Here is a 20,450-nt window from a genome sequence, read left to right as displayed (position 1 = left end):
TCCGAACGGAGTCTCGACGATGAACAAGAACAAGACGTTCCTCGCGGCGGCGCTGGTAGCGCTGGCCGCCAGCCTTCCCGTGCACGCTGCGACCGACTACACCCGCACGCGCTATCCCATCGTGCTGTCCCACGGTCTGTTCGGCTTCAAGAGCGTCGGCCCGGTGGACTACTGGCACGCTATCGTGCCGGCCCTGGAGAAGGACGGCGCGAAGGTCTTCGCCACCTCGCAGTCGCCGGTGAACAGCAACGAGGTGCGCGGCGAACAGCTACTGGCGCAGGTGGAGGAAGTCCTGGCCCTGACCGGCGCGGAGAAAGTCAACCTGATCGGCCACAGCCAGGGCGGCATGACCGTGCGCTACGTCGCCGGGGTGGCGCCGCAACTGGTGGCCTCGGTCACCACCATGGGCACGCCGCACAAGGGCACGCCGGTAGCCGACGCGGTGACCGGCTTCAGCGAGTTCCTCGGGCCGATCGGCACCGAGGTGATCGCCTCGGCGGTGGAGGCGCTGTTCTCGGTGGTCGACATCGTCGACGGCGGCGAGTGGGTCAAGGGCGACGCGCTGGCTGCCCTGAACAGTCTCAACACTCCCGGCACCGCGCGGTTCAACCAGCGCTTCCCGCAGGCGATCCCGGCCAGCGCCTGTGGCCAGGGCGCGGAGACGGTAGCCGGGGTGCGCTACTACTCGATGAGCGGCACCGGCTCCCTGACCAATGCGCTCGACCCGAGCTCCGCCGGCCTGGCGGTGACCGGGCTGCTGTTCGGCGAGGCCAACGACGGTCTGGTCGGCCAATGCTCCAGCCACCTGGGCAGCGTGGTGAAGGACAACTACCGGATGGACCATCTGGACGAAGTCAACCAGTTGCTCGGCCTGGTCAGCCTGTTCGAGAGCGACCCGACCCAGGTCTATCGGCAGCATGCCAATCGCCTCAGGAACGTCGGACTCTGATCCGCTCGCCGGGTCGCCGCAGCCCTAGGCGACCCGGCATTAGTCTTTGGTCTAATGGCACCTGGATATCACCTCCTGTTCGCGCGCCTCGCGGCGTTCGGACCTGTCCCGATTCCGCGCACCTTGCTGGACAAGGTTTGCGCCGCCGTGTAATGACTCCGGTCAAGGCAGAAAAAACCAGCGTTCGTGTAGGGTTCGCTGCCCCGTAGCCATGCCCGGCTGGCGTACCTCGCCAGGCTGGCTATCTTTTAACCAGAGACATCCGGCCATGTCCCGGGTGTCCTTTGCCTGATGCAGGAGATGCACGATGGATATGAACCGTCGGCAATTCTTCAAGGTCTGCGGTATAGGCCTTGGAGGATCGAGCCTTGCGGCGCTCGGGATGGCCCCCACGGAGGCCTTCGCCGACCAGGTCCGCCACTTCAAGCTGGCGCACACGGTCGAGACCCGCAACACCTGTACCTACTGTTCGGTCGGTTGCGGCCTGATCATGTACAGCCAGGGCGACGGCGCCAAGAACGTCGCGCAGAACATCATCCATATCGAGGGCGACGCCGACCATCCGGTCAACCGCGGCACCCTCTGCCCGAAAGGCGCCGGCCTGCTGGACTACATCCACAGCCCGAACCGCCTGAAGTATCCGGAAGTGCGCGAGGCCGGCTCCAGCGAGTGGAAGCGCATCGAGTGGGACGAAGCCCTCGAGCGCATCGCCAAGCTGATGAAGGAAGACCGCGACGCCAACTTCGTCGAGAAGAACGAGCAGGGCCAGACCGTCAACCGCTGGTTGACCACCGGCTTCCTCGCCGCGTCCGCCTCGTCCAACGAGGCCGGCTACATCACCCACAAGGTGATGCGCTCCCTCGGCATCCTGGGATTCGACAACCAGGCGCGTGTCTGACACGGCCCGACGGTGGCAAGTCTTGCCCCGACGTTTGGCCGTGGAGCCATGACCAACCACTGGACCGACATCAAGAATGCCGATCTGGTGCTGATCATGGGCGGCAACGCCGCCGAAGCCCACCCGTGCGGATTCAAATGGGTCACCGAAGCCAAGGCGCACAACAAGGCGCGGCTGCTGGTGGTCGATCCGCGTTTCACCCGTTCCGCCTCGGTCGCCGACTACTACGCGCCGATCCGGACCGGCACCGACATCGCCTTCCTCGGCGGCCTGATCAACTACCTGCTGGAAAACGACAAGATCCAGCACGAATACGTGCGCAACTACACCGATGTCTCGTTCATCGTGAAGGAAGGCTTCAGCTTCGAGGACGGCCTGTTCAACGGCTACGACGCCGAGAAGCGGACCTACCCGGACAAGTCCTCCTGGGGCTACGAGATCGGTGAGGACGGCTATGCCAAGGTCGACCCGACCCTGACCCACCCGCGCTGCGTGTTCAACCTGCTCAAGCAGCACTACAGCCGCTACACCCCGGACGTGGTGAGCAACATCTGCGGTACGCCGAAGGACATGATGCTCAAGATCTGGGCGGAAATCGCCGAGACCTCCAAGCCGGGCAAGGTCATGACCATCATGTACGCCCTGGGCTGGACCCAGCACTCGGTAGGCGCGCAGATGATCCGCACCGGCGCGATGGTCCAGCTGCTGCTGGGCAACATCGGCATGCCCGGCGGCGGCATGAACGCCCTGCGCGGCCACTCCAACATCCAGGGCCTGACTGACCTCGGCCTGCTGTCCAACTCGCTGCCGGGCTACCTGACCCTGGCGATGGACGCCGAGCAGGACTACGACGCCTACATCGCCAAGCGCACGGCCAAGCCGCTGCGCCCGGGACAGCTGTCCTACTGGCAGAACTACGGCAAGTTCCACGTCAGCCTGATGAAGGCCTGGTTCGGCAAGTCGGCGACCAAGGAAAACAACTGGTGCTACGACTGGCTGCCCAAGCTCGACATGCCGGGCGCCGGCTACGACGTGCTGCGCTACTTCGACATGATGTACCAGGGCAAGGTCAACGGTTACTTCTGCCAGGGCTTCAACCCCATCGCCTCGTTCCCCAACAAGGCCAAGGTCGGCGCCGCGCTGGCGCGCCTGAAGTGGATGGTGGTGATGGACCCGCTGGTGACCGAGACCTCGGAGTTCTGGCGCAACGTCGGCGAGTACAACGACGTCGACACCGCCAGCATCAAGACCACGGTGTTCCGCCTGCCCACCTCCTGCTTCGCCGAGGAAGACGGCTCGATCGTCAACAGCGGCCGCTGGTTGCAGTGGCACTGGAAGGGCGCCGAGCCGCCGGGCCAGGCGCGTCCGGACATCGCCATCATGGCCGGGCTGTTCCACCGCCTGCGCGAGATGTACCGCAAGGACGGCGGGGCCTTCCCCGACCCGATCCTCGGCCTCGACTGGTCCTACCTCAAGCCCGACGAACCGGGCCCGGACGAACTGGCCCGGGAGTTCAACGGCAAGGCCCTGAGCGACCTGGTCGACCCGGCCAACGGCATGATCCTGGCCAAGGCCGGCGAGCAGTTGCCGGGTTTCGCCCTGCTGCGCGACGACGGCAGCACGGCGAGCGGCTGCTGGATCTTCGCCGGCTCCTGGACCCAGCAGGGCAACCAGATGGGCCGCCGCGACAACAGCGACCCCTACGGCATGGGCCAGACCCTCGGCTGGGCCTGGGCCTGGCCGGCGAACCGGCGGATTCTCTACAACCGCGCCTCGGCCGACGTCAGCGGCAAGCCGTGGGACCCGGAGAAGAAGCGCCTGGTGTGGTGGAACGGCAAGTCCTGGGGCGGCACCGACGTGCCCGACTACAAGGCCGACGTACCGCCGGAAGCCGGGATGAACCCGTTCATCATGAACCCCGAAGGGGTGGCTCGCCTGTTCGCCGTCGACAAGATGGCCGAAGGCCCGTTCCCCGAGCACTACGAGCCGTTCGAGACGCCGATCGGGGTGAACCCCTTGCACCGCGACAACCGCAAGGCGATCAGCAACCCGGCGGCACGGGTGTTCAAGAACGACATGGAACTGTTCGGCACGGCCGACGAGTTCCCCTACGCGGCGACCACCTACCGGCTCACCGAGCACTTCCACTACTGGACCAAGCACTGCCGGCTGAATGCGATCACCCAGCCCGAGCAGTTCGTCGAGATCGGCGAGGCGCTGGCCAAGGAGCTGGGCATCAATGCCGGCGACAAGGTCAAGGTCTCCTCCAACCGCGGCTACATCAAGGCGGTGGCGGTGGTGACCAAGCGCATCCGCCCGCTGCAGGTGGACGGCAAGACCGTGCACCACGTCGGCATCCCGATCCACTGGGGCTTCGCCGGCATGGCGCGCAACGGCTTCCTGGCCAACACCCTGACCCCCTTCGTGGGCGACGGGAATACCCAGACGCCGGAGTTCAAGTCGTTCCTGGTCAACGTGGAAAAGGCGTGAGGTGAAACATGAGTAGTCAGGACATCCACGCCCGCTCCGCGACCACCACGCCGATGCCCTCGGTGCGGAACCAGGAGGAAGTGGCGAAACTGATCGACGTGTCCAAGTGCATCGGTTGCAAGGCCTGCCAGGTCGCCTGCTCGGAATGGAACGAGCTGCGCGACGAGGTCGGCCACAACCACGGCACCTACGACAACCCCATGGACCTGACGGCCGACTCGTGGACGGTGATGCGTTTCACCGAGCACGAGAACGAGGCCGGCAACCTCGAGTGGCTGATCCGCAAGGATGGCTGCATGCACTGCGCCGAGCCGGGCTGCCTGAAGGCCTGCCCGAGCCCGGGGGCGATCGTGAAGTACGCCAACGGCATCGTCGACTTCAACCAGGACAAGTGCATCGGTTGCGGCTACTGCATCACCGGTTGCCCGTTCGACATCCCACGGATCTCGCAGAAGGACCACAAGGCCTACAAGTGCAGCCTGTGTTCCGACCGCGTCTCGGTGGGCATGGAGCCGGCCTGCGTGAAGACCTGCCCGACCGGCGCCATCGTCTTCGGCAGCAAGGAGGACATGAAGGAACACGCCGCCGAACGCATCGTCGACCTGAAGAGCCGCGGTTACGAGAACGCCGGCCTGTACGACCCCGAAGGGGTGGGCGGCACCCACGTGATGTACGTGCTGCACCACGCCGACAAGCCGTCGCTCTATGCCGGCCTGGCCGACCAGCCGAGCGTCAGCCCGCTGGTCAGCCTGTGGAAGGGCGTGACCAAGCCGCTGGCGCTGCTGGCCATGGGCGCCACGGTGCTCGCCGGGTTCTTCCACTATGTGCGCGTCGGTCCCAACCGCGCGGACGACGAGGAAGACCACGGGCAAGCCGAGGCACCGGTGCACCAGGTCGATCCGTCGGTACACACCTTTGACCCGCACGAGCGTCGTTGAGCCTGCGCGCGGGCGTTGCCGCCGGTCCTCCGCGACCCGGCGGCAGCGGCGGCGCTCTCGAGGAGTCGGAAATGAAAAATGAAATCCAGCGCTACAACGCCAACGAGCGCAGCAACCACTGGGCCGTGGCGATCCTGTTCTTCATGGCCGGGTTGTCCGGGCTGGCGCTGTTCCACCCGGCGCTGTTCTGGCTGACCAACCTGTTCGGCGGCGGTCCCTGGACGCGTATCCTGCACCCCTTCCTGGGGCTGGCGATGTTCGTCTTCTTCCTCGGCCTGGTGGTGCGCTTCGCCCACCACAACCGGGTGCAGAAGAGCGATATCCAGTGGCTCAAGCAGTGGCGCGACGTGGTCAGCAACCGCGAGGAGAACCTCCCGGAAGTCGGCCGCTACAACGCCGGGCAGAAGCTGTTGTTCTGGGTGCTGCTGCTGAGCATGCTGACCCTGCTGGTCACCGGCATCGTGATCTGGCGCCAGTACTTCAGCGCCTGGTTCGGCATCGAGGCGATCCGCCTGTCGGCGCTCCTGCACGCCTTCGCCGCCTTCGTCCTGATCGCCAGCATCATCGTGCATATCTACGCCGGCATCTGGGTCAAGGGTTCGATGGGCGCGATGCTCTACGGCAAGGTCAGCCGCGCCTGGGCGCGCAAGCACCATAACGGCTGGCTGAAGGAAGTCGGCAAGGGCGAGGAGCACTGACGCGTATAGTGTCGCCATCGCCCGACCGGAGGCCCCAGCGATGGGGCCTTTGCATTCATTCCGCGCCCCTCCGGGCGCCCGATCGTTGCGGCGCGGCCCACCGGCCCGCCGGCGCAGACCCGAGGAGTTCCCGTGTCACGCACCATTCTTCAGCCGGGGCAGATCGAAGCCGCCGCCAACATTCCCCCGCACCTGCACCAGCCGTCGCGCGACCTGTTCGCCCGCCGCGGCGAGCGTCTGCTGCAACTGGCCGAGGGGCACCCGATGGGCGACTACCTGCGGCTGGTCGCCGGTCTCTGCCGGCTCCAGCAGGCGCTGCTGGACAACCCGCCGGCCCTGGCCCCGCTCGACCCCGAGCGCCTGCGCAAGAGCCGCGAGCACGGCATGCCGCCGCTGGCCTACGACCTGCTGGTGCGCGAAGGCGCCTGGCTGCCCTGGCTGGATGCCCTGCTCGCGGGCTACCCGGCACCGGCCAACGCCGCCGTCGGCGCGGCACTCGAACAATTGCGCGAAGCCGACGAAGGCCAGCGCAAGGCCTGGGCCATCGCCTTGCTCAGCGGTCAGTTCGACCTCCTGCCGGCGGCCCTGGTGCCGTTCCTCGGCGCCGCCCTGCAGGTAGCCTGGAGCCATTGGCTGCTGGGACTGGAGGAGGGCGCGGTGGTCGAGACCGAGAGCCGGACCCTGTGCCCCGCCTGCGGCTCGCCGCCGATGGCCGGGATGATCCGCCAGGGCGGCAAGGAAACCGGTCTGCGCTACCTGAGCTGCTCGCTGTGCGCCTGCGAATGGCACTACGTGCGGATCAAGTGCAGCCACTGCGAGGAAAGCAAGCACCTGGCCTACCTGTCCCTGGAGCATGACGGGCAGCCGGCGGAAAAAGCCGTGCTGCGCGCCGAGACCTGCCCCAGTTGCCAGGGCTACCTGAAGCAGTTCTACCTGGAGTTCGACCGCCACGCCGATGCCCTTGCCGACGACCTGGCCAGCCTGGCGCTGGACATGCGCCTGGCCGAGGACGGCTACCTGCGGCGTTCGCCGAACCTGTTGCTGGCCCCCGGCGGCGAATAGCCGAAGACGCTGCGGGCATGCGCCGACGCGTCTATGATGGGCGTGTCGGTGACCCTACCCTGTGGATAAGGTTTCTCCATGAGTTCCGTTCGCTTGCCTTCGGTCGACCGCCTGCTGCGCAGCGCGGCGGCCGCTCCCCTGCACCAGCGCTACGGCCGCGAGGCGTTGCTGGCGACCCTCCGCGACCTGCTCGACGAACTGCGCGAACCGGCCCGACGCGGTGCCCTCGCCGAGATCGAACTGAGCGAGGCGGTGCTCGCCGGGCGCGCCGGCGAACGCCTCGCCGCGCAGCATGCCAGCCGCGTGCGGCGGGTGTTCAACCTGACCGGCACGGTGTTGCATACCAACCTCGGCCGCGCCCTGCTGCCGGACGAGGCCATCGAGGCGATCACCCTGGCCGCGCGCTACCCGCTGAACCTGGAGTTCGACCTGGCCAGCGGCAAGCGCGGCGACCGCGACGACCTGATCGCCGGGCTGATCCGCGAACTCACCGGCGCTGAGGCAGTCACCGTGGTCAACAACAACGCGGCGGCGGTGCTGCTGGCGCTGAACAGCCTGGGGGCGCGCAAGGAAGGGATCATCTCGCGCGGCGAGCTGATCGAGATCGGCGGTGCCTTCCGCATTCCCGACATCATGGCCCGCGCCGGCGTGCGCTTGCACGAGGTGGGCACCACCAACCGCACCCACGCCAGGGACTACGAAGCCGCCATCGGCCCGCGCAGCGGCCTGCTGATGCGCGTGCATACCAGCAACTACAGCGTCCAGGGCTTCACCGCCAGCGTGCCCACCGCGCAACTGGCGGCCATCGCCCATGGCCACGGCCTGCCGCTGCTGGAAGACCTCGGCAGCGGCACCCTGGTGGACCTGACCCGCTGGGGCTTGCCCAAGGAACCGACGGTGCAGGAAGCCCTGGCCGACGGCGCCGACATCGTTACCTTCAGCGGCGACAAATTGCTCGGCGGGCCCCAGGCCGGGCTGATCCTCGGCAATCGAGAACTGATCGGGCGGATCAAGAAGAACCCGCTCAAGCGCGCCCTGCGCGTCGACAAGCTGACCCTCGCCGCCCTCGAGGCGGTGCTCGGCCTGTACCGCGATCCGGACCGCCTCGCCGAACGCCTGACCACCCTGCGCCTGCTCAGCCGCCCGGCGGCGGAGATCCGCGCCCAGGCCGAGCGTCTGGCGCCGGCGCTGGGCGAGGCGCTCGGCGAGGGCTGGGAGGTCGCTGTGGTCGACGCCCTGGGCATGATCGGCAGCGGCGCGCAGCCGGTGGCGCGGCTGGCCAGCGCCGCGCTGTGCCTGCGTCCGCGGCAGCCCAGGCGCCTGCGCGGACGCGCCCTGCGCAACCTCGAGGAAGCCCTGCGCGGGCTGCCGCTGCCGGTGATCGGTCGGCTCGACGACGACGCCCTCTGGCTCGATCTGCGCCAGCTCGACGACGAGCCGGCGTTCCTCGCCCAGTTGCCGCGACTGCGGAGCGAGCTGTCGTGATCGTCGGCACCGCCGGGCACATCGACCACGGCAAGACCTCGCTGCTGCGCGCCCTCACCGGCATCGAGGGCGACCGCCGCCCGGCCGAGCGCCAACGCGGGATCACCATCGACCTGGGCTATCTCTACGCCGACCTTGGCGACGGCAGCCCCACCGGCTTCATCGACGTGCCCGGCCACGAGCGCTTCGTCCACAACATGCTGGCCGGCGCCAGCGGCATCGATTGCGTGCTGCTGGTGGTGGCCGCCGACGACGGCTTGATGCCGCAGACCCGCGAGCACCTGGCGATCGTCGAACTGCTCGGTATCCGCCGGGCGCTGGTGGCGCTGACCAAGATCGACCGGGTCGAGCCGCAGCGGGTGCAGCAGGTGCGGACCCAGGTCGAACACCTGCTGGCCTCCGGTCCGCTGGCGCGCTCACCGATCTTCCCGCTCTCCAGCAGCACCGGGGAGGGCGTCGAGGCGTTGCGCGAAGCACTCGGCGGGCTCGCCGGCGAAGTCCGCGAGCGTAGCCGCGAGGGATACTTCCGCCTGGCGGTGGACCGGGCCTTCAGCGTCGCCGGCAGCGGCATCGTGGTCACCGGCACGGCCTTCTCCGGACAGGTCGCGGTGGGCGACGAACTGCTCCTCGGCAACGCCGGACGGCCGGTGCGGGTGCGCGGCCTGCACGCGCAGAACCGGCCCGCGCAACAGGCCTGGGCCGGCCAGCGCGTGGCCCTGAACATCGCCGGCGAGCGCCTCGCGCTGGAACAGATCCAGCGCGGCGACTGGCTGCTGCAGGCCGCGCTGCACGCGCCGACCACGCGGGTCGACATCGACTTCCGCCTGTTGCCCGACGAACTCCGCGACTTCACCCACTGGACCCCGGTGCACCTGCACCTGGGCACCCAGGACGTCACCGGGCGCCTGGCCCTGCTCGAAGGCGAACAACTGGAGCCTGGCCACCGCGCCTTCGCCCAACTGGTGCTGAACGCGCCGATCCAGGCCCTGCATGGCGACCGCCTGGTGCTGCGCGACCAGTCGGCGCAGCGCACCCTTGGCGGCGGGCGGGTGCTCGACGGCGCCGCGCCGGCGCGCAACCGACGAACGCCGGCACGTCTGGCACAGCTTCAGGCGCTGCGCCAGGAAAGCCTGGAGGAGGCGCTACCGACCTTGCTCGGCGCGGCCGAGAACGGCCTCGACCCGCAACGCCTGGTGCAATCCTTCAACCGCCCGCGCGAGCACTGGCGGCTGCCGGAAGAGGTGGTCGAGGTGCAGACCCGCCTCGGCCCCCGGTTGTTCGCCGGGGAGCGCTGGTTCGCCCTGGTCGAGCAACTGCTCGCCGGCCTGCGGCGCTTCCACGAAGAGCTACCGGACGAACTCGGTCCCGACCGCGACCGCCTGCGTCGCTACGCCCTGCCGCAGCTGGAGCGGCCGGTGTTCATCGCCCTGCTCGACGCCGCCCTGGCCGGCGGCGATGTGCACAGCAGCGGGCCCTGGCTGCACCTGCCCGGCCACGAAGTGCGCCTGAGCGATAGCGAGGAGCAACTGCGCGCGCGCCTCTGGCCGCTGCTCGAAGCCGGCCGCTACGACCCGCCCTGGGTCCGCGACCTGGCCCGCGAGCTGCGCCAGGATGAAGCCGTCATGCGCAACCTGCTGCGCAAGCTGGCACGCCTGGGCCAGTTGCAGCAGGTGGTGCGCGACCTGTTCTACCCGGAAGCCACCCTGCGTCAATTGGCCGAGATCGCCGTGCAGGTGCGCGACCCCGCCGGGCTGATCCGCCCGGCGGAATTCCGCGACCGCCTGGGCATCGGCCGCAAGCGCAGCATCCAGATCCTCGAGCACTTCGACCGCATCGGCCTGACCCGCCGCATCGGCAACGACCGTCGCCTGCGCGAGGGTTCGGCGCTGGCCGAACAGTTGCTCGGCGGCGTCTCGCCCTGAGTCTCAGGGGCCGACGCGCTGCCCCTGGCTCAGGCACTCGATGAACAGCGCGAACAGTTCCGACTGCGAGCCGACTTCCAGCTTGGTGTAGAGATTCTTCCGGTGCATGCGCACGGTCTCCGGGGAGATGTCCATCAGCCGCGCGCTGGATTTCGCCGAGTGGCCGCTGAGCAGCAGGTGGCAGGCCTCGCGTTCGCGGTCGGTGAGCACGTCGCGACCGAAGCCGCGCAGCACTTCCTGAAGGCGCGGGGCGAGGTCGGCCTGCGGGTTCGGCGAGAGGTCGGCGCGCCCGGCGCAGAACTGCCGGGCCAGCTCCAGCACCGGCGGCGCCAGGCCGGCGAGGGCGGCGACCTGGGCGTCGCTGTAGCGGCTCGCCGAAAGGCCGTTGTAGAGACAGATCGAGAGCTTCTCGGTAGGGCCTAGGTCGAGGATGTAGTAGACGTCCTCCACCGCTCCGGCGCCGAGGTAGTAGGTCTGGTAGTAGGCGCTCTGGAAGAAGTCGTCGGGGGCGATCTCGCCGAGGGTGTAGAAGCCTTCCGGAAGGCCTTCCTCCACCGCCAGGCAGAAAGGGTCGAGCAGGTAGCCGCGGGAGAAGTAGCGGCGGATGATCGCCTCGCGGAAGCGCTCGGCGATGCCGCGCTCGTAGAGCAGGGTGGGCGCGTGGCCCTTGCGTTCCAGGCTGATCATGCTCGACTCGATCGGCACCAGTTGGTGGATGGCGTCGACCAGCGCGGCGAGGAAGTCGGGTTGGCGCAGGCGCCGGATCGCCAGCGCCAGGTGTTCGTGCCAGCGGTCGAGCGCGTTCGGGGCGATGGCCTGCATGGACGGTACGGCTCGTTCTTGTCGTTGTCGCCGCAGGATAGCAAGCCGCGTCGGCCGCACCCAGCGCTTACCCCAAAATGGGGTATGGCCCGCCGCGCGGTGCTCTTGCACCCTCGGAGCATCCATCCGAGAAGAGCGACAGCCCGATGAACGCAAGAATGCACGCCACGTCCCCCCTCGGCGACGCCGACCTGGTCCGTGCCGACCAGGCCCACTACATGCACGGCTACCACGTGTTCGACGACCACCGCGTCAACGGCTCGCTGAACATCGCCGCCGGCGACGGCGCCTATATCTACGACACCGCCGGCAACCGCTACCTCGACGCGGTGGGCGGCATGTGGTGCACCAACATCGGCCTGGGGCGCGAGGAAATGGCTCGCACCGTGGCCGAGCAGACCCGCCTGCTGGCCTATTCCAATCCCTTCTGCGACATGGCCAACCCGCGCGCCATCGAACTCTGCCGCAAGCTCGCCGAGCTGGCCCCCGGCGACCTCGACCACGTGTTCCTCACCACCGGCGGTTCCACCGCCGTGGACACCGCGATCCGCCTCATGCACTACTACCAGAACTGCCGCGGCAAGCGCGCCAAGAAGCACGTCATCACGCGGATCAACGCCTACCACGGCTCGACCTTCCTCGGCATGTCGCTGGGCGGCAAGAGCGCCGACCGGCCGGCCGAGTTCGACTTCCTCGACGAGCGCATCCACCACCTTGCCTGTCCCTACTACTACCGCGCTCCGGAAGGAGTGGGCGAGGCCGAGTTCCTCGATGGCCTGGTGGCGGAGTTCGAACGCAAGATCCTCGAACTGGGCGCCGACCGGGTGGGGGCGTTCATCTCCGAGCCGGTGTTCGGCTCCGGCGGCGTGATCGTCCCGCCCGCGGGCTACCACCGGCGGATGTGGGATCTGTGCCAGCGCTACGACGTGCTGTACATCTCCGACGAAGTGGTGACCTCCTTCGGCCGCCTCGGCCACTTCTTCGCCAGCCAGGCGGTGTTCGGCGTACAGCCGGACATCATCCTCACCGCCAAGGGCCTCACCTCCGGCTACCAGCCGCTGGGCGCGTGCATCTTCTCCCGGCGCATCTGGGAGGTGATCGCCGAGCCGGACAAGGGCCGCTGCTTCAGCCATGGTTTCACCTACTCCGGCCACCCGGTGGCCTGCGCGGCGGCGCTGAAGAACATCGAGATCATCGAGCGCGAGGGCTTGCTCGCCCACGCCGACGAGGTCGGCCGCTACTTCGAGGAGCGCCTGCAAAGTCTCCGCGACCTGCCCATCGTCGGCGACGTGCGCGGGATGCGCTTCATGGCCTGTGTCGAGTTCGTCGCCGACAAGGCGAGCAAGGCGCTGTTTCCGGAAAGCCTGAACATCGGCGAGTGGGTCCACCTGCGGGCGCAGAAGCGCGGCCTGCTGGTTCGTCCGATCGTCCACCTGAACGTGATGTCGCCGCCGCTGATCCTCACCCGCGAACAGGTCGATACCGTGGTCCGGGTGCTGCGCGAGAGCATCGAGGAAACCGTGGAGGATCTTGTCCGCGCCGGTCACCGGTAAGCGCCGGGGCGCCGCCGGCGCCCCACCCGAACATTCAGGAGAACCCCAATGGACGACAACAAGAACAAGGTCCTGCGGTTGCGCGATGTGGTGCTCTACACGGTCTCGGCGATGCTCTTCATGGACCAGATCGCCCTGGCTTCCTCCCTCGGTCCGTCGAGCCTGTTCTGGTGGCTCTACGTGCTGGTCCTGCTGTTCCTGCCGATGGCCATGATGACCTCCGAGCTGGGCACCGCCTTCCCCGCCAACGGCGGCGTCTACCACTGGGTGCGCAGCGCCTTCGGCTTCCGCTGGGGGGCCCGGGTGTCATGGATGTACTGGGTCAACAACGCACTGTGGATGCCTTCGGTCTACACCCTGTTCGGCAGCATGCTCGGCGCCTTCTATTTCCCCGAGCTGAGCCTCTGGGGCAAGATCGCTATCGGCATAGCCCTGGCGCTGCTCACCGCGGCGTTCAACGTGGTCGCGCTGCGCCTGGGCAAGTGGCTGCCGAACCTCGGCGCGCTGCTCAAGCTGCTCGCGGTGCTCGCCCTGGGCGTCGGCGGCCTGCACTTCGGCTGGAACCATGGCTTCGCCAACGACTTCAGCCTGGACTCCATCGTCCCGTCCTCGCCGGGCCAGATGGCCGCGCTGGGAGTGATGGTCTATGGCATCATGGGGACCGAGCTGGCCTGTTGCAGCGCCGCGGAGATGCGCAACGCGCGCCGCGACATCCCGCGCGCGGTGCTGATCTCCGGGCTGATCGTCGGCGCCTTCAACATCTTCGGCACCCTCGGCGTGCTGGCCGCGGTACCGGCCGAGGAAACCGACGTCACCCGGATCTTCGCCCATACCCTCTACAACATCTACGGCCACGACGGCGCCGGCGGGATGCTCGCCGACCTGGTCGGCGCCTTCGTCCTGTTCACCCTCTTCACCAACATGGTCACCTGGAGCATGGGCACCAACCGTGCCGCGGTGGAAGCGGCCAAGGCCGGCGAGCTGCCGGCGCTGTTCGGCGTGGTCCATTCGCGCCACGGCACGCCGATCGGCTCGGCGGTGCTGGCCTCGGCGGTGAGCATCGTCCTGCTGCTGCTCTACGGCCTGGTGGCGCACACTGCCGAGGAACTGTTCTGGACCCTGCTGTCGATCTTCGCCATGGTTTTCATGATGCCCTATGTGCTGATGTGCCTGGCCTTCGTCCGCCTGCGCCGCGCCGACCCGCGTCCACGGCCCTACCGGATGCCGCTGGGCGACCGCCTGGCCAGTCTCTGGGCGCTGTTCGTCGCGCTGCATGTGCTGGCCGGCATCTGCCTGTTCGTCGTCACCCCCGGCGCGCCGATGGACTGGGCCTACGCCGGCAAGATCGTCGGCGGCGTGGCGCTGGCCCTGGCCGTGGGCGAACTGCTGATCCGCCAGGCGGCGCGAAGGCGCGGCGTGATGTCACTGCGCGGTGCCTACGGTTGAGGAGCGGCCCTGTCGCAACACCGCCTATGGCGTTAATGTGCCGTTAACGCCCTTGGTGGGTAATGGGTCGCAGCGCAACACGGAGAAGGTCGTCATGTCCGAACGAGAGCACTGGCAACGGGTATACGAGAGCAAGCCGTCCGACGCGGTGAGCTGGTTCCAGGCCGAGGCCACGCTGTCTCTCGACCTGATCCGACGCATCGGCGCGCCCCGCGAGGCGGCGATCATCGATGTCGGCGGCGGCGCCTCGACCCTGGTCGACGGCCTGCTCGCCGAAGGCTTCGGCGACCTGACGGTGCTCGACCTTTCCGACGCCGCCCTGCGTGTCGCCCGCAACCGCCTCGGCGCGCGCGGCGAAGAGGTGCGCTGGATCGCCGGCGACATTACCGGCGTCGACCTGCCGGAAGCCACCTACGATGTCTGGCATGACCGCGCCGTGTTCCACTTCCTTACCACTGCCGAAGCCCGCCGCGCCTACGTGCGCCAGGTGATGAAGGCGGTCCGCCACGGCGGCCACGTGATCGTCGCCACCTTCGCCGCCGACGGCCCGACCGAATGCAGCGGCCTGCCAGTCATGCGCTACGACGCCGACGAACTGCACGCCGAGTTCGGCTCCGCCTTCCAGCTCACCGAGCACCGCGACGAACACCACGTCACTCCCGCCGGCCGGGTCCAGCACTTCGTCTACTGCCATTGCCTGAAACGCCTGTGAAGTGCTCCGAGGCTGGGCTACGCTCTGCTCGCCCGGCCATGCGAACGACTTTCCATGACATCCGGCATTTCTTCTTCGGACCCCGGCCTGATAAGCTCCCGTCTCGAGGAAAACCTCTTGCAAATCAAAGAGGAAGGCAATCACGCCCGGTGGCGTGGCCGGACTTCAAATCCGGTGGGGGACGGCAGCCGTTCCTGGGTGGGTTCGACTCCCACTGCCTTCCGCCAATTCTCCGCTCGCTTTCGGCGGCCATCGTGTCTCACAGGATCAAGCGTCTATCTCGGTCCGTTCCAGCAGAAGCAGCGTCTCACCCGTCCCCGTCGTCTCCCTGACCAGCGCTCCCCGCTCATTCCAAAACGCACTCCTGCCCGCCGCCTTCCAGCCACCCGTCGGCCCGCCATGGTTGGCCAGCAGCACGCCCATTCCGTGCTCGCGGGCATAACCGGCCAGTAGGGCCGAGTCGGCCGGGTAGCCGTTTTCTCCGATCAGCGCGCTGGCGATGTAGAGGCGAGCGCCGGCACGGGCGGCGTGGGCCGGGTGGCTGGGTTGGCTGAAGTCGGCGCAGACCGCCAACGCCATCGGCAGGCCGTCGATCTCCAGCAGGGGGGCCGCCGTCGCCGGCTGAGAAGTGGCGTTCCTCGCCCGCGTGCAGGTGCTGCTTGGCATAGACGCCGAGGCTGCCGTCGGCGCCGAGGATCAGGGCGGCGATCAGCGGCTTGGCATGCTTCGGCGAGCGCAGCGGCAGGCCGACCACCGTGGTCATCCGTGCCTGCTCGGCGAGCTGGCGCAGCGGTTGCAGCAGGGGCGTGTCCGCCGGCTGGGCGAGGGCGGCGGCAGCGCTGGGTTCGTAGCCGGTGAGCGACAGTTCGGGAAACACCAGCAGGCGCACGCCCCGTGCCTGGGCGATACGCATCAGGCGCAGGTGGTCGTCGAGGTTGCGTGGCAGGTCGGCGGGGTGGGCGCAGCTCTGGGCGGCGGCGATCAGCGTCATGGGGCTGTCTCGGGTATGGATGGCTCAAATTCGCCAGTAGAGCCGAAGGCAGCATTTCCGGGAAGAGGCGATTAGCGGCTGCGCTACGTTTGGCTGGGGAGGGCGCTTTCGTCGCCGCGAAGCCGTAAGATAACGCGCTTCATGGCGCGCCCGACGGACGGGTGCGCACGCTTGCCTCGGGAGAACAGGGATGGCCGAGATCAATCCGCTTTCAACGGACCTGCAACAGCAACTGGCGGAGCTGCAGGCACAGGGGCTCGCCTTGCTTGGCGTCGCCGCGGACGAGACGCCGGCGCAGATCGTCGCCGCCGTCACCGACTACGTGCGCGATGCGAGGGAGCAGGGGCGCAGCCTCGACGACGAGGCGGTCTTCGCCCTCGGCGCGCTGATCGGCGCGCAGTACGTGCGTGGCCTCGGCTGGCACTGGGGCGACGTGACCTGGGACGGCGACCCGGACAGCGCCGCCGTCGGCGTGCTCAGCCCCGACGAATCGCTGTTCAACAACCCCATCGGCTGGGTAAGCCAGATCGCCGAAAGCGGCGGCGGGGTGCCGTTCATGCTCAGCTACAACATGATCCTGGCCAACCAGGTGCCGCTGTTCGAGCGGGGCAGCGCCACCGGTCTCTATTGAGCATGCAGGCGGATCGCCGCGACGCGCCGGCCCATCCCGCCAGGCGGGGCCGACAACCTGAACGGCCGGCGTCAGGCGCCGCGACCCGCCGAGCAGCGCCAACCGGCGAACGAGGTGCGGGTGACCGTGGTGGAACAGACGCTGCCTCTGAGAAACCGCGCCTGCGGCGCTTTCCAGGAAGGCAGCCTGGAACGACGCGACTGCCGAGCCCATATCGGGCTGCAATTCCGCGATTGAGTGGGCTGCGGGTTCGCGACTCGGCTGGCCTTCCTGGGAACACTTCTGAGGTTTTCGCATGACGGATCTTGAACACGCGGTGGAAAGCAACCGACGCGCCTGGGACGCGTCTGCCGACAGCCACCTGCGTGGCAGCGGCTGGCAGGAATTGTCGCTGGCGGTACAGGAAACCGGCTTCAGTTGCCTGGACGAGACCCTGGCTGGCGTGCTGCGCAATCTGGACCTGGCCGGCAAGGCGGCGGTCCAGGTCGGCTGCAACAACGGCCGGGAAGTGCTTTCGCTGTACGCCTTCGGCGTCGCGCGGGCGGTGGGGATCGACCAGTCCGCCGCCTTCCTCGCCCAGGCGCGGCAACTGGCCGAGCGCTCGCCGCATCAGCCGCGTTTCGTCGAAGCCAATGCCTACGAGCTGCCGGCCGAGCTGAACGGTCAGTTCGACCTGCTGCTGATCACCATCGGTGTGCTCAACTGGATGCCCGACATCGCGCGCTTCTTCGCCTCGGTGAGCGGCCTGCTGAAGCCGGGCGGGCAATTGGCGATCTATGAGACCCACCCGTTCCTGGAGATGCTCGAACCCGAGTCGGAGCGACCGTTCGAACTGCGCAACGACTACTTCACCGACACGCCCCACGTATCCCGGGAGGCCATCGTCTACGAAGGCAGCGGCAGCGATACCGGCATCGCCAGCTACTGGTACGTCCACCCGCTCGGCGACATCCTCGGCGGGCTGCTCGGCGCCGGCCTGCGCCTGAGTCACTTCAAGGAGTACCCGCACTCGAACCGCGAGGAACTCTACGACCTCTACGAGGACGGACCGCTGGCGATCCCGATGTGCTACACGCTGGTCGCGGTCAAGGCATGACCTGCGTCGAGGCCGAGCGAGGCGCGCCGCTGCGTGTGGTGGTGGTCGGCACCAGCGGGGCCGGGAAGACGACCTTCTCCGCCGCGCTGGCCGCCAGGCTGGGTTGTACGCATGTCGAACTCGACCGACTCTACTGGGGCCCCGGCTGGCAAGCCGTGCCCCACGAACGCTTCGAGCACGCCGTGGAGCGGGCGACGACGGCGCCGCGCTGGGTCGCCGACGGCAACTACAGCGCCGTCCGCGAGTTGCTCTGGGGCCGCGCCACCCACGTGGTATGGCTGAATTTCGGGCGCTGGACGGTGTTCTCCCGGGTCCTTCGCCGCACCCTGGCCCGGGGCCTGCTGCGCACCCGCCTGTCCCACGGCAACCGTGAATCGCTGCGGATGGCGTTCTGCTCCAGGGATTCGATCCTGCTCTGGTCATGGACCACCTTCGCAGGCAACCGCCGCAAATACACCGGCCTGCGCGAGGATCCGCGGTTCGCGCATTTGCGCTGGGTGGAGGTTGGCGAGCCGGGGAGGGTGGGGGAGGTGATCGAGAGGTTGGTGGAAGCCGCGCTCGCACAGTCGCAGTAGTGAGCGAAGCACGCTATCCGCCTCAGTCCTGGGGCTTGCTTACCCGGCTGCGCAGCGACTCGAAATAGGCTGTATCGGCGGGGCCGCCTGGCGTCGATTCCGCGCCGGCGACCAGCGTTTCACGCAGTTCCCTGGCGTGCATTTCGCGTTCTCCCCTTACCAGGCCACCCTGTATCATTGGGTGCCGCGTCGCCGCCAGCGCCCGGCCGAGAATCCTTGCGACGACCTCGTCCTTGCCACGGGTATAGGCCTCGCGGTCGGTGGGGTAGCGGCGGGCCAGGGCGTGCTTGGTTTCGGCGTAGAGGCGGGCGTCGTCGGGGTGGTTGCGCAGCCAGTCGCGGAACAGCAGGTAGCGGTCGGCCTGGGCCAGGGGCATGACATGGACATGGTGGGTGCGGCCATGGCCGAAGGGCGGCATGCCTTTGACGAAGAACATCCGCTGGGTGTTCGGGTTCTCGCGCCAGAACTGGTAGCCGAGGCCCTCCAGCGGGGCTACCAGCCGCTGCGGATCGTGGCCGGGCGGCGGCAGCAGGAGGATGTCGATGATCGGCTTGGCGTCGAGCCCGGGCACCGCGGTGCTGCCGACATGCTCGATGCCCAGCCCGGGCAGCGCCAGCGCCGTGCGGATGGCCTCGGCTTCGGCGGCGAAGTGTTGTGGCCAGGCGGGGTCGGCAGGCAGCACCTCGATGCGGTCGTCGTCGGCGTTGCTCCAGCGTTGGCCGTCGAAGCGGGGCGGTTGGGGTGAGGACATGGCGGACTCCGGGGATATGCGGGAGATTGGCGGCGATGGAGAGCTGGGGTAGGGCGAATAACGCCAGCGGCGTTATCCGCCTTCCGCGAGCGGGGTGCGGGTAAAACCCGGGAGTCTCAGACGTCCAGCGCCTGCACCCCTGGATGCTGCGGATCGAACCCATCCAGGCGCATGCGCTCGGCGAATGCCTCCCGCGCCGCGTCTCCCTGGAGAAACGCGCTCCGCGCCGAGGCCCAGTCGTCCGGTTGCAGCCGTACCATCCAGCCCTCGCCGTAGCAATCCCGGTTGATCAGCGCCGGGCGCTTGACCACCGCCGGGTTGCTCGCCAGCAGGGTCCCGGCCAACGGGCTGCGGGCCGAGGAGGCAGCCTTGGCGAACTCGACCACGCCGAAGCTGCGGTCGCGTTCGATGTGCCAGCCGTCGCGCTTGGGGGTGAAGGCGAAGATTTCGCCATACAGCGCGCAGCCGTAGGCGCTCAGGCCCAGGGTCAGGCTGCCGTCGACTTCCTCGCGCAGCCACAGGTTGTAGTCCGGGGCGTAGAACAGCCCGTCGGGGAACTCCAGGCCGTGCAGGTTCGCGCTCATAGGGTCAGCACCCGCTCGGATTCGAGGATCAGCCGTGCCAGTTCGCCGCCGCTGGAGATTTCGTCGAGTTCCTCGATCAGTTCGCTTTCGTCGATGTTCACCCCGGGTTGGCGGCACATCAGCAGGCGCGCGCCGGCCTCGCGGGCCTGGCGGATGAAGTGGCGCAGCGGCTCGCCGCCGTCCAGCGCGCGCAACTGGTCGGCGACGGCGCGGCGGGCCAACTGCACGCCTTCGCCGCTGAGGAACAGGGTCACCTCGGCGTCCATGCAGGCCAGCAGGGTGGCGGTGTGGAAGGGCGCGGCGCAGCGGGCCGGGGTGCTCGGGCCGCTGGAGACGATGATGAGGACGCGCTGGGCGTGGGTGTCAGGGTTCAAGGGGCTTGTCCATCTGGATCAGCGCCACGCGCCGGCCGTCCGGATCGTGGCGTTCGGCGATGGCGCGCGGCTGGTAGCCGAGCTGGGTATAGAGCAGCAGCCCGGCGGCGTTGGCGTTGAAGCAGGAAATCTTCATCAGGCGCGCTTTGTACTGTTCGCGGGCGAGGTTTTCCATGACCCCGATCAGGTAGCGGGCCACGCCCAGACCGCGCGCGGCGGGCGCCACCATCATGTTGCCGAGGGCGCAGAAGTCGCCGTGCTGCCACTGGTAGAAGTTGGCGAAGCCGAGCACCTGTCCGTCGTGCACGGCCACGGTGCTGCCGCGGCGTTCGGCGATGGCAGCGGCCAGCTGGGCGACGCTGAACGGCCAGATCGCCTTGGGGTAGCAATAGAAGAGTTCGTCGCGGTCCTGGGGGAAGCCGGCGACCGTCTCCAGGTCGCCGGTCTCCGCCGGGCGGTGGCTGAGCTGCATG

Annotated in this window: 18 protein-coding genes, 1 tRNA gene and 1 pseudogene; 14 read left to right on the top strand and 6 right to left on the bottom strand. The window is 68.3% G+C overall.

The features are described from left to right. The first annotated feature begins 19 nt into the window (after positions 1–19). The 7 genes from lipC to selB all read left to right on the top strand — a co-directional run bounded on the left by lipC (position 20) and on the right by selB (position 10,442). A complete protein-coding gene (gene lipC, locus ACYAF3_RS07370) occupies positions 20–949 on the top strand; it encodes a lipase LipC (RefSeq protein WP_003095318.1) in 930 nt (309 codons plus the stop codon). 307 nt (positions 950–1,256) lie between these two features. Then, positions 1,257–4,337 carry a formate dehydrogenase-N subunit alpha gene (gene fdnG / locus ACYAF3_RS07365; protein ID WP_077446919.1) on the top strand — a complete coding sequence of 1,027 codons (3,081 nt, stop codon included), beginning with the start codon at positions 1,257–1,259 and terminating at the stop codon, positions 4,335–4,337. Positions 4,338–4,345: 8 nt separating this feature from the next. Further along, positions 4,346–5,275: a formate dehydrogenase subunit beta gene (fdxH, locus tag ACYAF3_RS07360; RefSeq protein ID WP_003106793.1), complete on the top strand. Its 930-nt coding sequence runs from the start codon at positions 4,346–4,348 to the stop codon at positions 5,273–5,275. A 71-nt stretch (positions 5,276–5,346) separates the two neighbouring features. After that, a complete protein-coding gene (locus ACYAF3_RS07355) occupies positions 5,347–5,973 on the top strand; it encodes a formate dehydrogenase subunit gamma (protein WP_003095316.1) in 627 nt (208 codons plus the stop codon). Between the two features lie 132 nt (positions 5,974–6,105). Beyond that, positions 6,106–7,035, top strand: coding sequence for a formate dehydrogenase accessory protein FdhE (fdhE, locus tag ACYAF3_RS07350; protein ID WP_003116089.1), 930 nt, complete (start codon positions 6,106–6,108; stop codon positions 7,033–7,035). Between the two features lie 78 nt (positions 7,036–7,113). After that, the gene (selA, locus tag ACYAF3_RS07345) at positions 7,114–8,520 is read left to right on the top strand and encodes an L-seryl-tRNA(Sec) selenium transferase (protein WP_003123517.1); all 1,407 of its coding nucleotides are present in this window, start codon (positions 7,114–7,116) and stop codon (positions 8,518–8,520) included. Then, on the top strand, positions 8,517–10,442 hold the full coding sequence (gene selB / locus ACYAF3_RS07340; RefSeq protein ID WP_003102294.1) for a selenocysteine-specific translation elongation factor: 1,926 nt from the start codon (positions 8,517–8,519) through the stop codon (positions 10,440–10,442). Before selA ends, selB begins: the two co-directional genes overlap by 4 nt. A 3-nt stretch (positions 10,443–10,445) precedes the next feature. On the opposite strand, the gene ACYAF3_RS07335 is transcribed toward selB, so the two are convergent. After that, positions 10,446–11,129 (bottom strand): helix-turn-helix transcriptional regulator, encoded by a 684-nt coding sequence (locus ACYAF3_RS07335; protein WP_003123516.1) that lies wholly within the window; start codon positions 11,127–11,129, stop codon positions 10,446–10,448. 281 nt (positions 11,130–11,410) lie between these two features. On the opposite strand from ACYAF3_RS07335, the gene ACYAF3_RS07330 reads away from it, so the two are divergent. The 4 genes from ACYAF3_RS07330 to ACYAF3_RS07315 all read left to right on the top strand — a co-directional run bounded on the left by ACYAF3_RS07330 (position 11,411) and on the right by ACYAF3_RS07315 (position 15,202). After that, positions 11,411–12,817 carry an aminotransferase gene (locus ACYAF3_RS07330; protein ID WP_023103552.1) on the top strand — a complete coding sequence of 469 codons (1,407 nt, stop codon included), beginning with the start codon at positions 11,411–11,413 and terminating at the stop codon, positions 12,815–12,817. 48 nt (positions 12,818–12,865) lie between these two features. Then, on the top strand, positions 12,866–14,263 hold the full coding sequence (locus ACYAF3_RS07325; protein ID WP_003102289.1) for an APC family permease: 1,398 nt from the start codon (positions 12,866–12,868) through the stop codon (positions 14,261–14,263). 94 nt (positions 14,264–14,357) lie between these two features. After that, on the top strand, positions 14,358–14,975 hold the full coding sequence (locus ACYAF3_RS07320) for a class I SAM-dependent methyltransferase (RefSeq protein WP_003095305.1): 618 nt from the start codon (positions 14,358–14,360) through the stop codon (positions 14,973–14,975). A 131-nt stretch (positions 14,976–15,106) separates the two neighbouring features. Continuing rightward, a tRNA-Sec gene (locus ACYAF3_RS07315) sits at positions 15,107–15,202 on the top strand. A gap of 40 nt (positions 15,203–15,242) precedes the next feature. Here the strand turns inward: ACYAF3_RS07315 and ACYAF3_RS07310 are convergent. Beyond that, a pseudogene (locus tag ACYAF3_RS07310) lies at positions 15,243–15,966 on the bottom strand (carbon-nitrogen hydrolase family protein). Positions 15,967–16,228: 262 nt separating this feature from the next. Between ACYAF3_RS07310 and ACYAF3_RS07305 the strand changes: the two are divergent. The 3 genes from ACYAF3_RS07305 (at position 16,229) to ACYAF3_RS07295 (ending at position 18,268) form a co-directional block, all read left to right on the top strand. Further along, positions 16,229–16,597 carry a hypothetical protein gene (locus tag ACYAF3_RS07305; RefSeq protein WP_003121092.1) on the top strand — a complete coding sequence of 123 codons (369 nt, stop codon included), beginning with the start codon at positions 16,229–16,231 and terminating at the stop codon, positions 16,595–16,597. A gap of 295 nt (positions 16,598–16,892) precedes the next feature. Next, a complete protein-coding gene (locus ACYAF3_RS07300) occupies positions 16,893–17,693 on the top strand; it encodes a class I SAM-dependent methyltransferase (RefSeq protein WP_003095295.1) in 801 nt (266 codons plus the stop codon). After that, positions 17,663–18,268, top strand: coding sequence for a P-loop NTPase family protein (locus tag ACYAF3_RS07295; RefSeq protein ID WP_196493974.1), 606 nt, complete (start codon positions 17,663–17,665; stop codon positions 18,266–18,268). The genes ACYAF3_RS07300 and ACYAF3_RS07295 overlap by 31 nt, the downstream gene beginning before the upstream one ends. A 22-nt stretch (positions 18,269–18,290) precedes the next feature. On the opposite strand, the gene ACYAF3_RS07290 is transcribed toward ACYAF3_RS07295, so the two are convergent. From ACYAF3_RS07290 to ACYAF3_RS07275, 4 genes are all read right to left on the bottom strand, one after another. After that, positions 18,291–19,019: a GrpB family protein gene (locus ACYAF3_RS07290; RefSeq protein WP_003146164.1), complete on the bottom strand. Its 729-nt coding sequence runs from the start codon at positions 19,017–19,019 to the stop codon at positions 18,291–18,293. Between the two features lie 116 nt (positions 19,020–19,135). Beyond that, the gene (locus tag ACYAF3_RS07285) at positions 19,136–19,603 is read right to left on the bottom strand and encodes a glycine cleavage system protein H (RefSeq protein ID WP_003121090.1); all 468 of its coding nucleotides are present in this window, start codon (positions 19,601–19,603) and stop codon (positions 19,136–19,138) included. After that, positions 19,600–19,977, bottom strand: a complete 378-nt coding sequence (locus ACYAF3_RS07280) for a DsrE family protein (protein WP_003095286.1) — start codon at positions 19,975–19,977, stop codon at positions 19,600–19,602. The genes ACYAF3_RS07285 and ACYAF3_RS07280 overlap by 4 nt, the downstream gene beginning before the upstream one ends. Continuing rightward, on the bottom strand, positions 19,967–20,449 hold the full coding sequence (locus tag ACYAF3_RS07275; RefSeq protein WP_003111411.1) for a GNAT family N-acetyltransferase: 483 nt from the start codon (positions 20,447–20,449) through the stop codon (positions 19,967–19,969). Before ACYAF3_RS07275 ends, ACYAF3_RS07280 begins: the two co-directional genes overlap by 11 nt. Position 20,450 lies beyond the last annotated feature (1 nt).

The organism is Pseudomonas sp. TZ252 (assembly GCF_056110345.1).
This window is presented reverse-complemented; position numbering and strand designations above follow the sequence as displayed.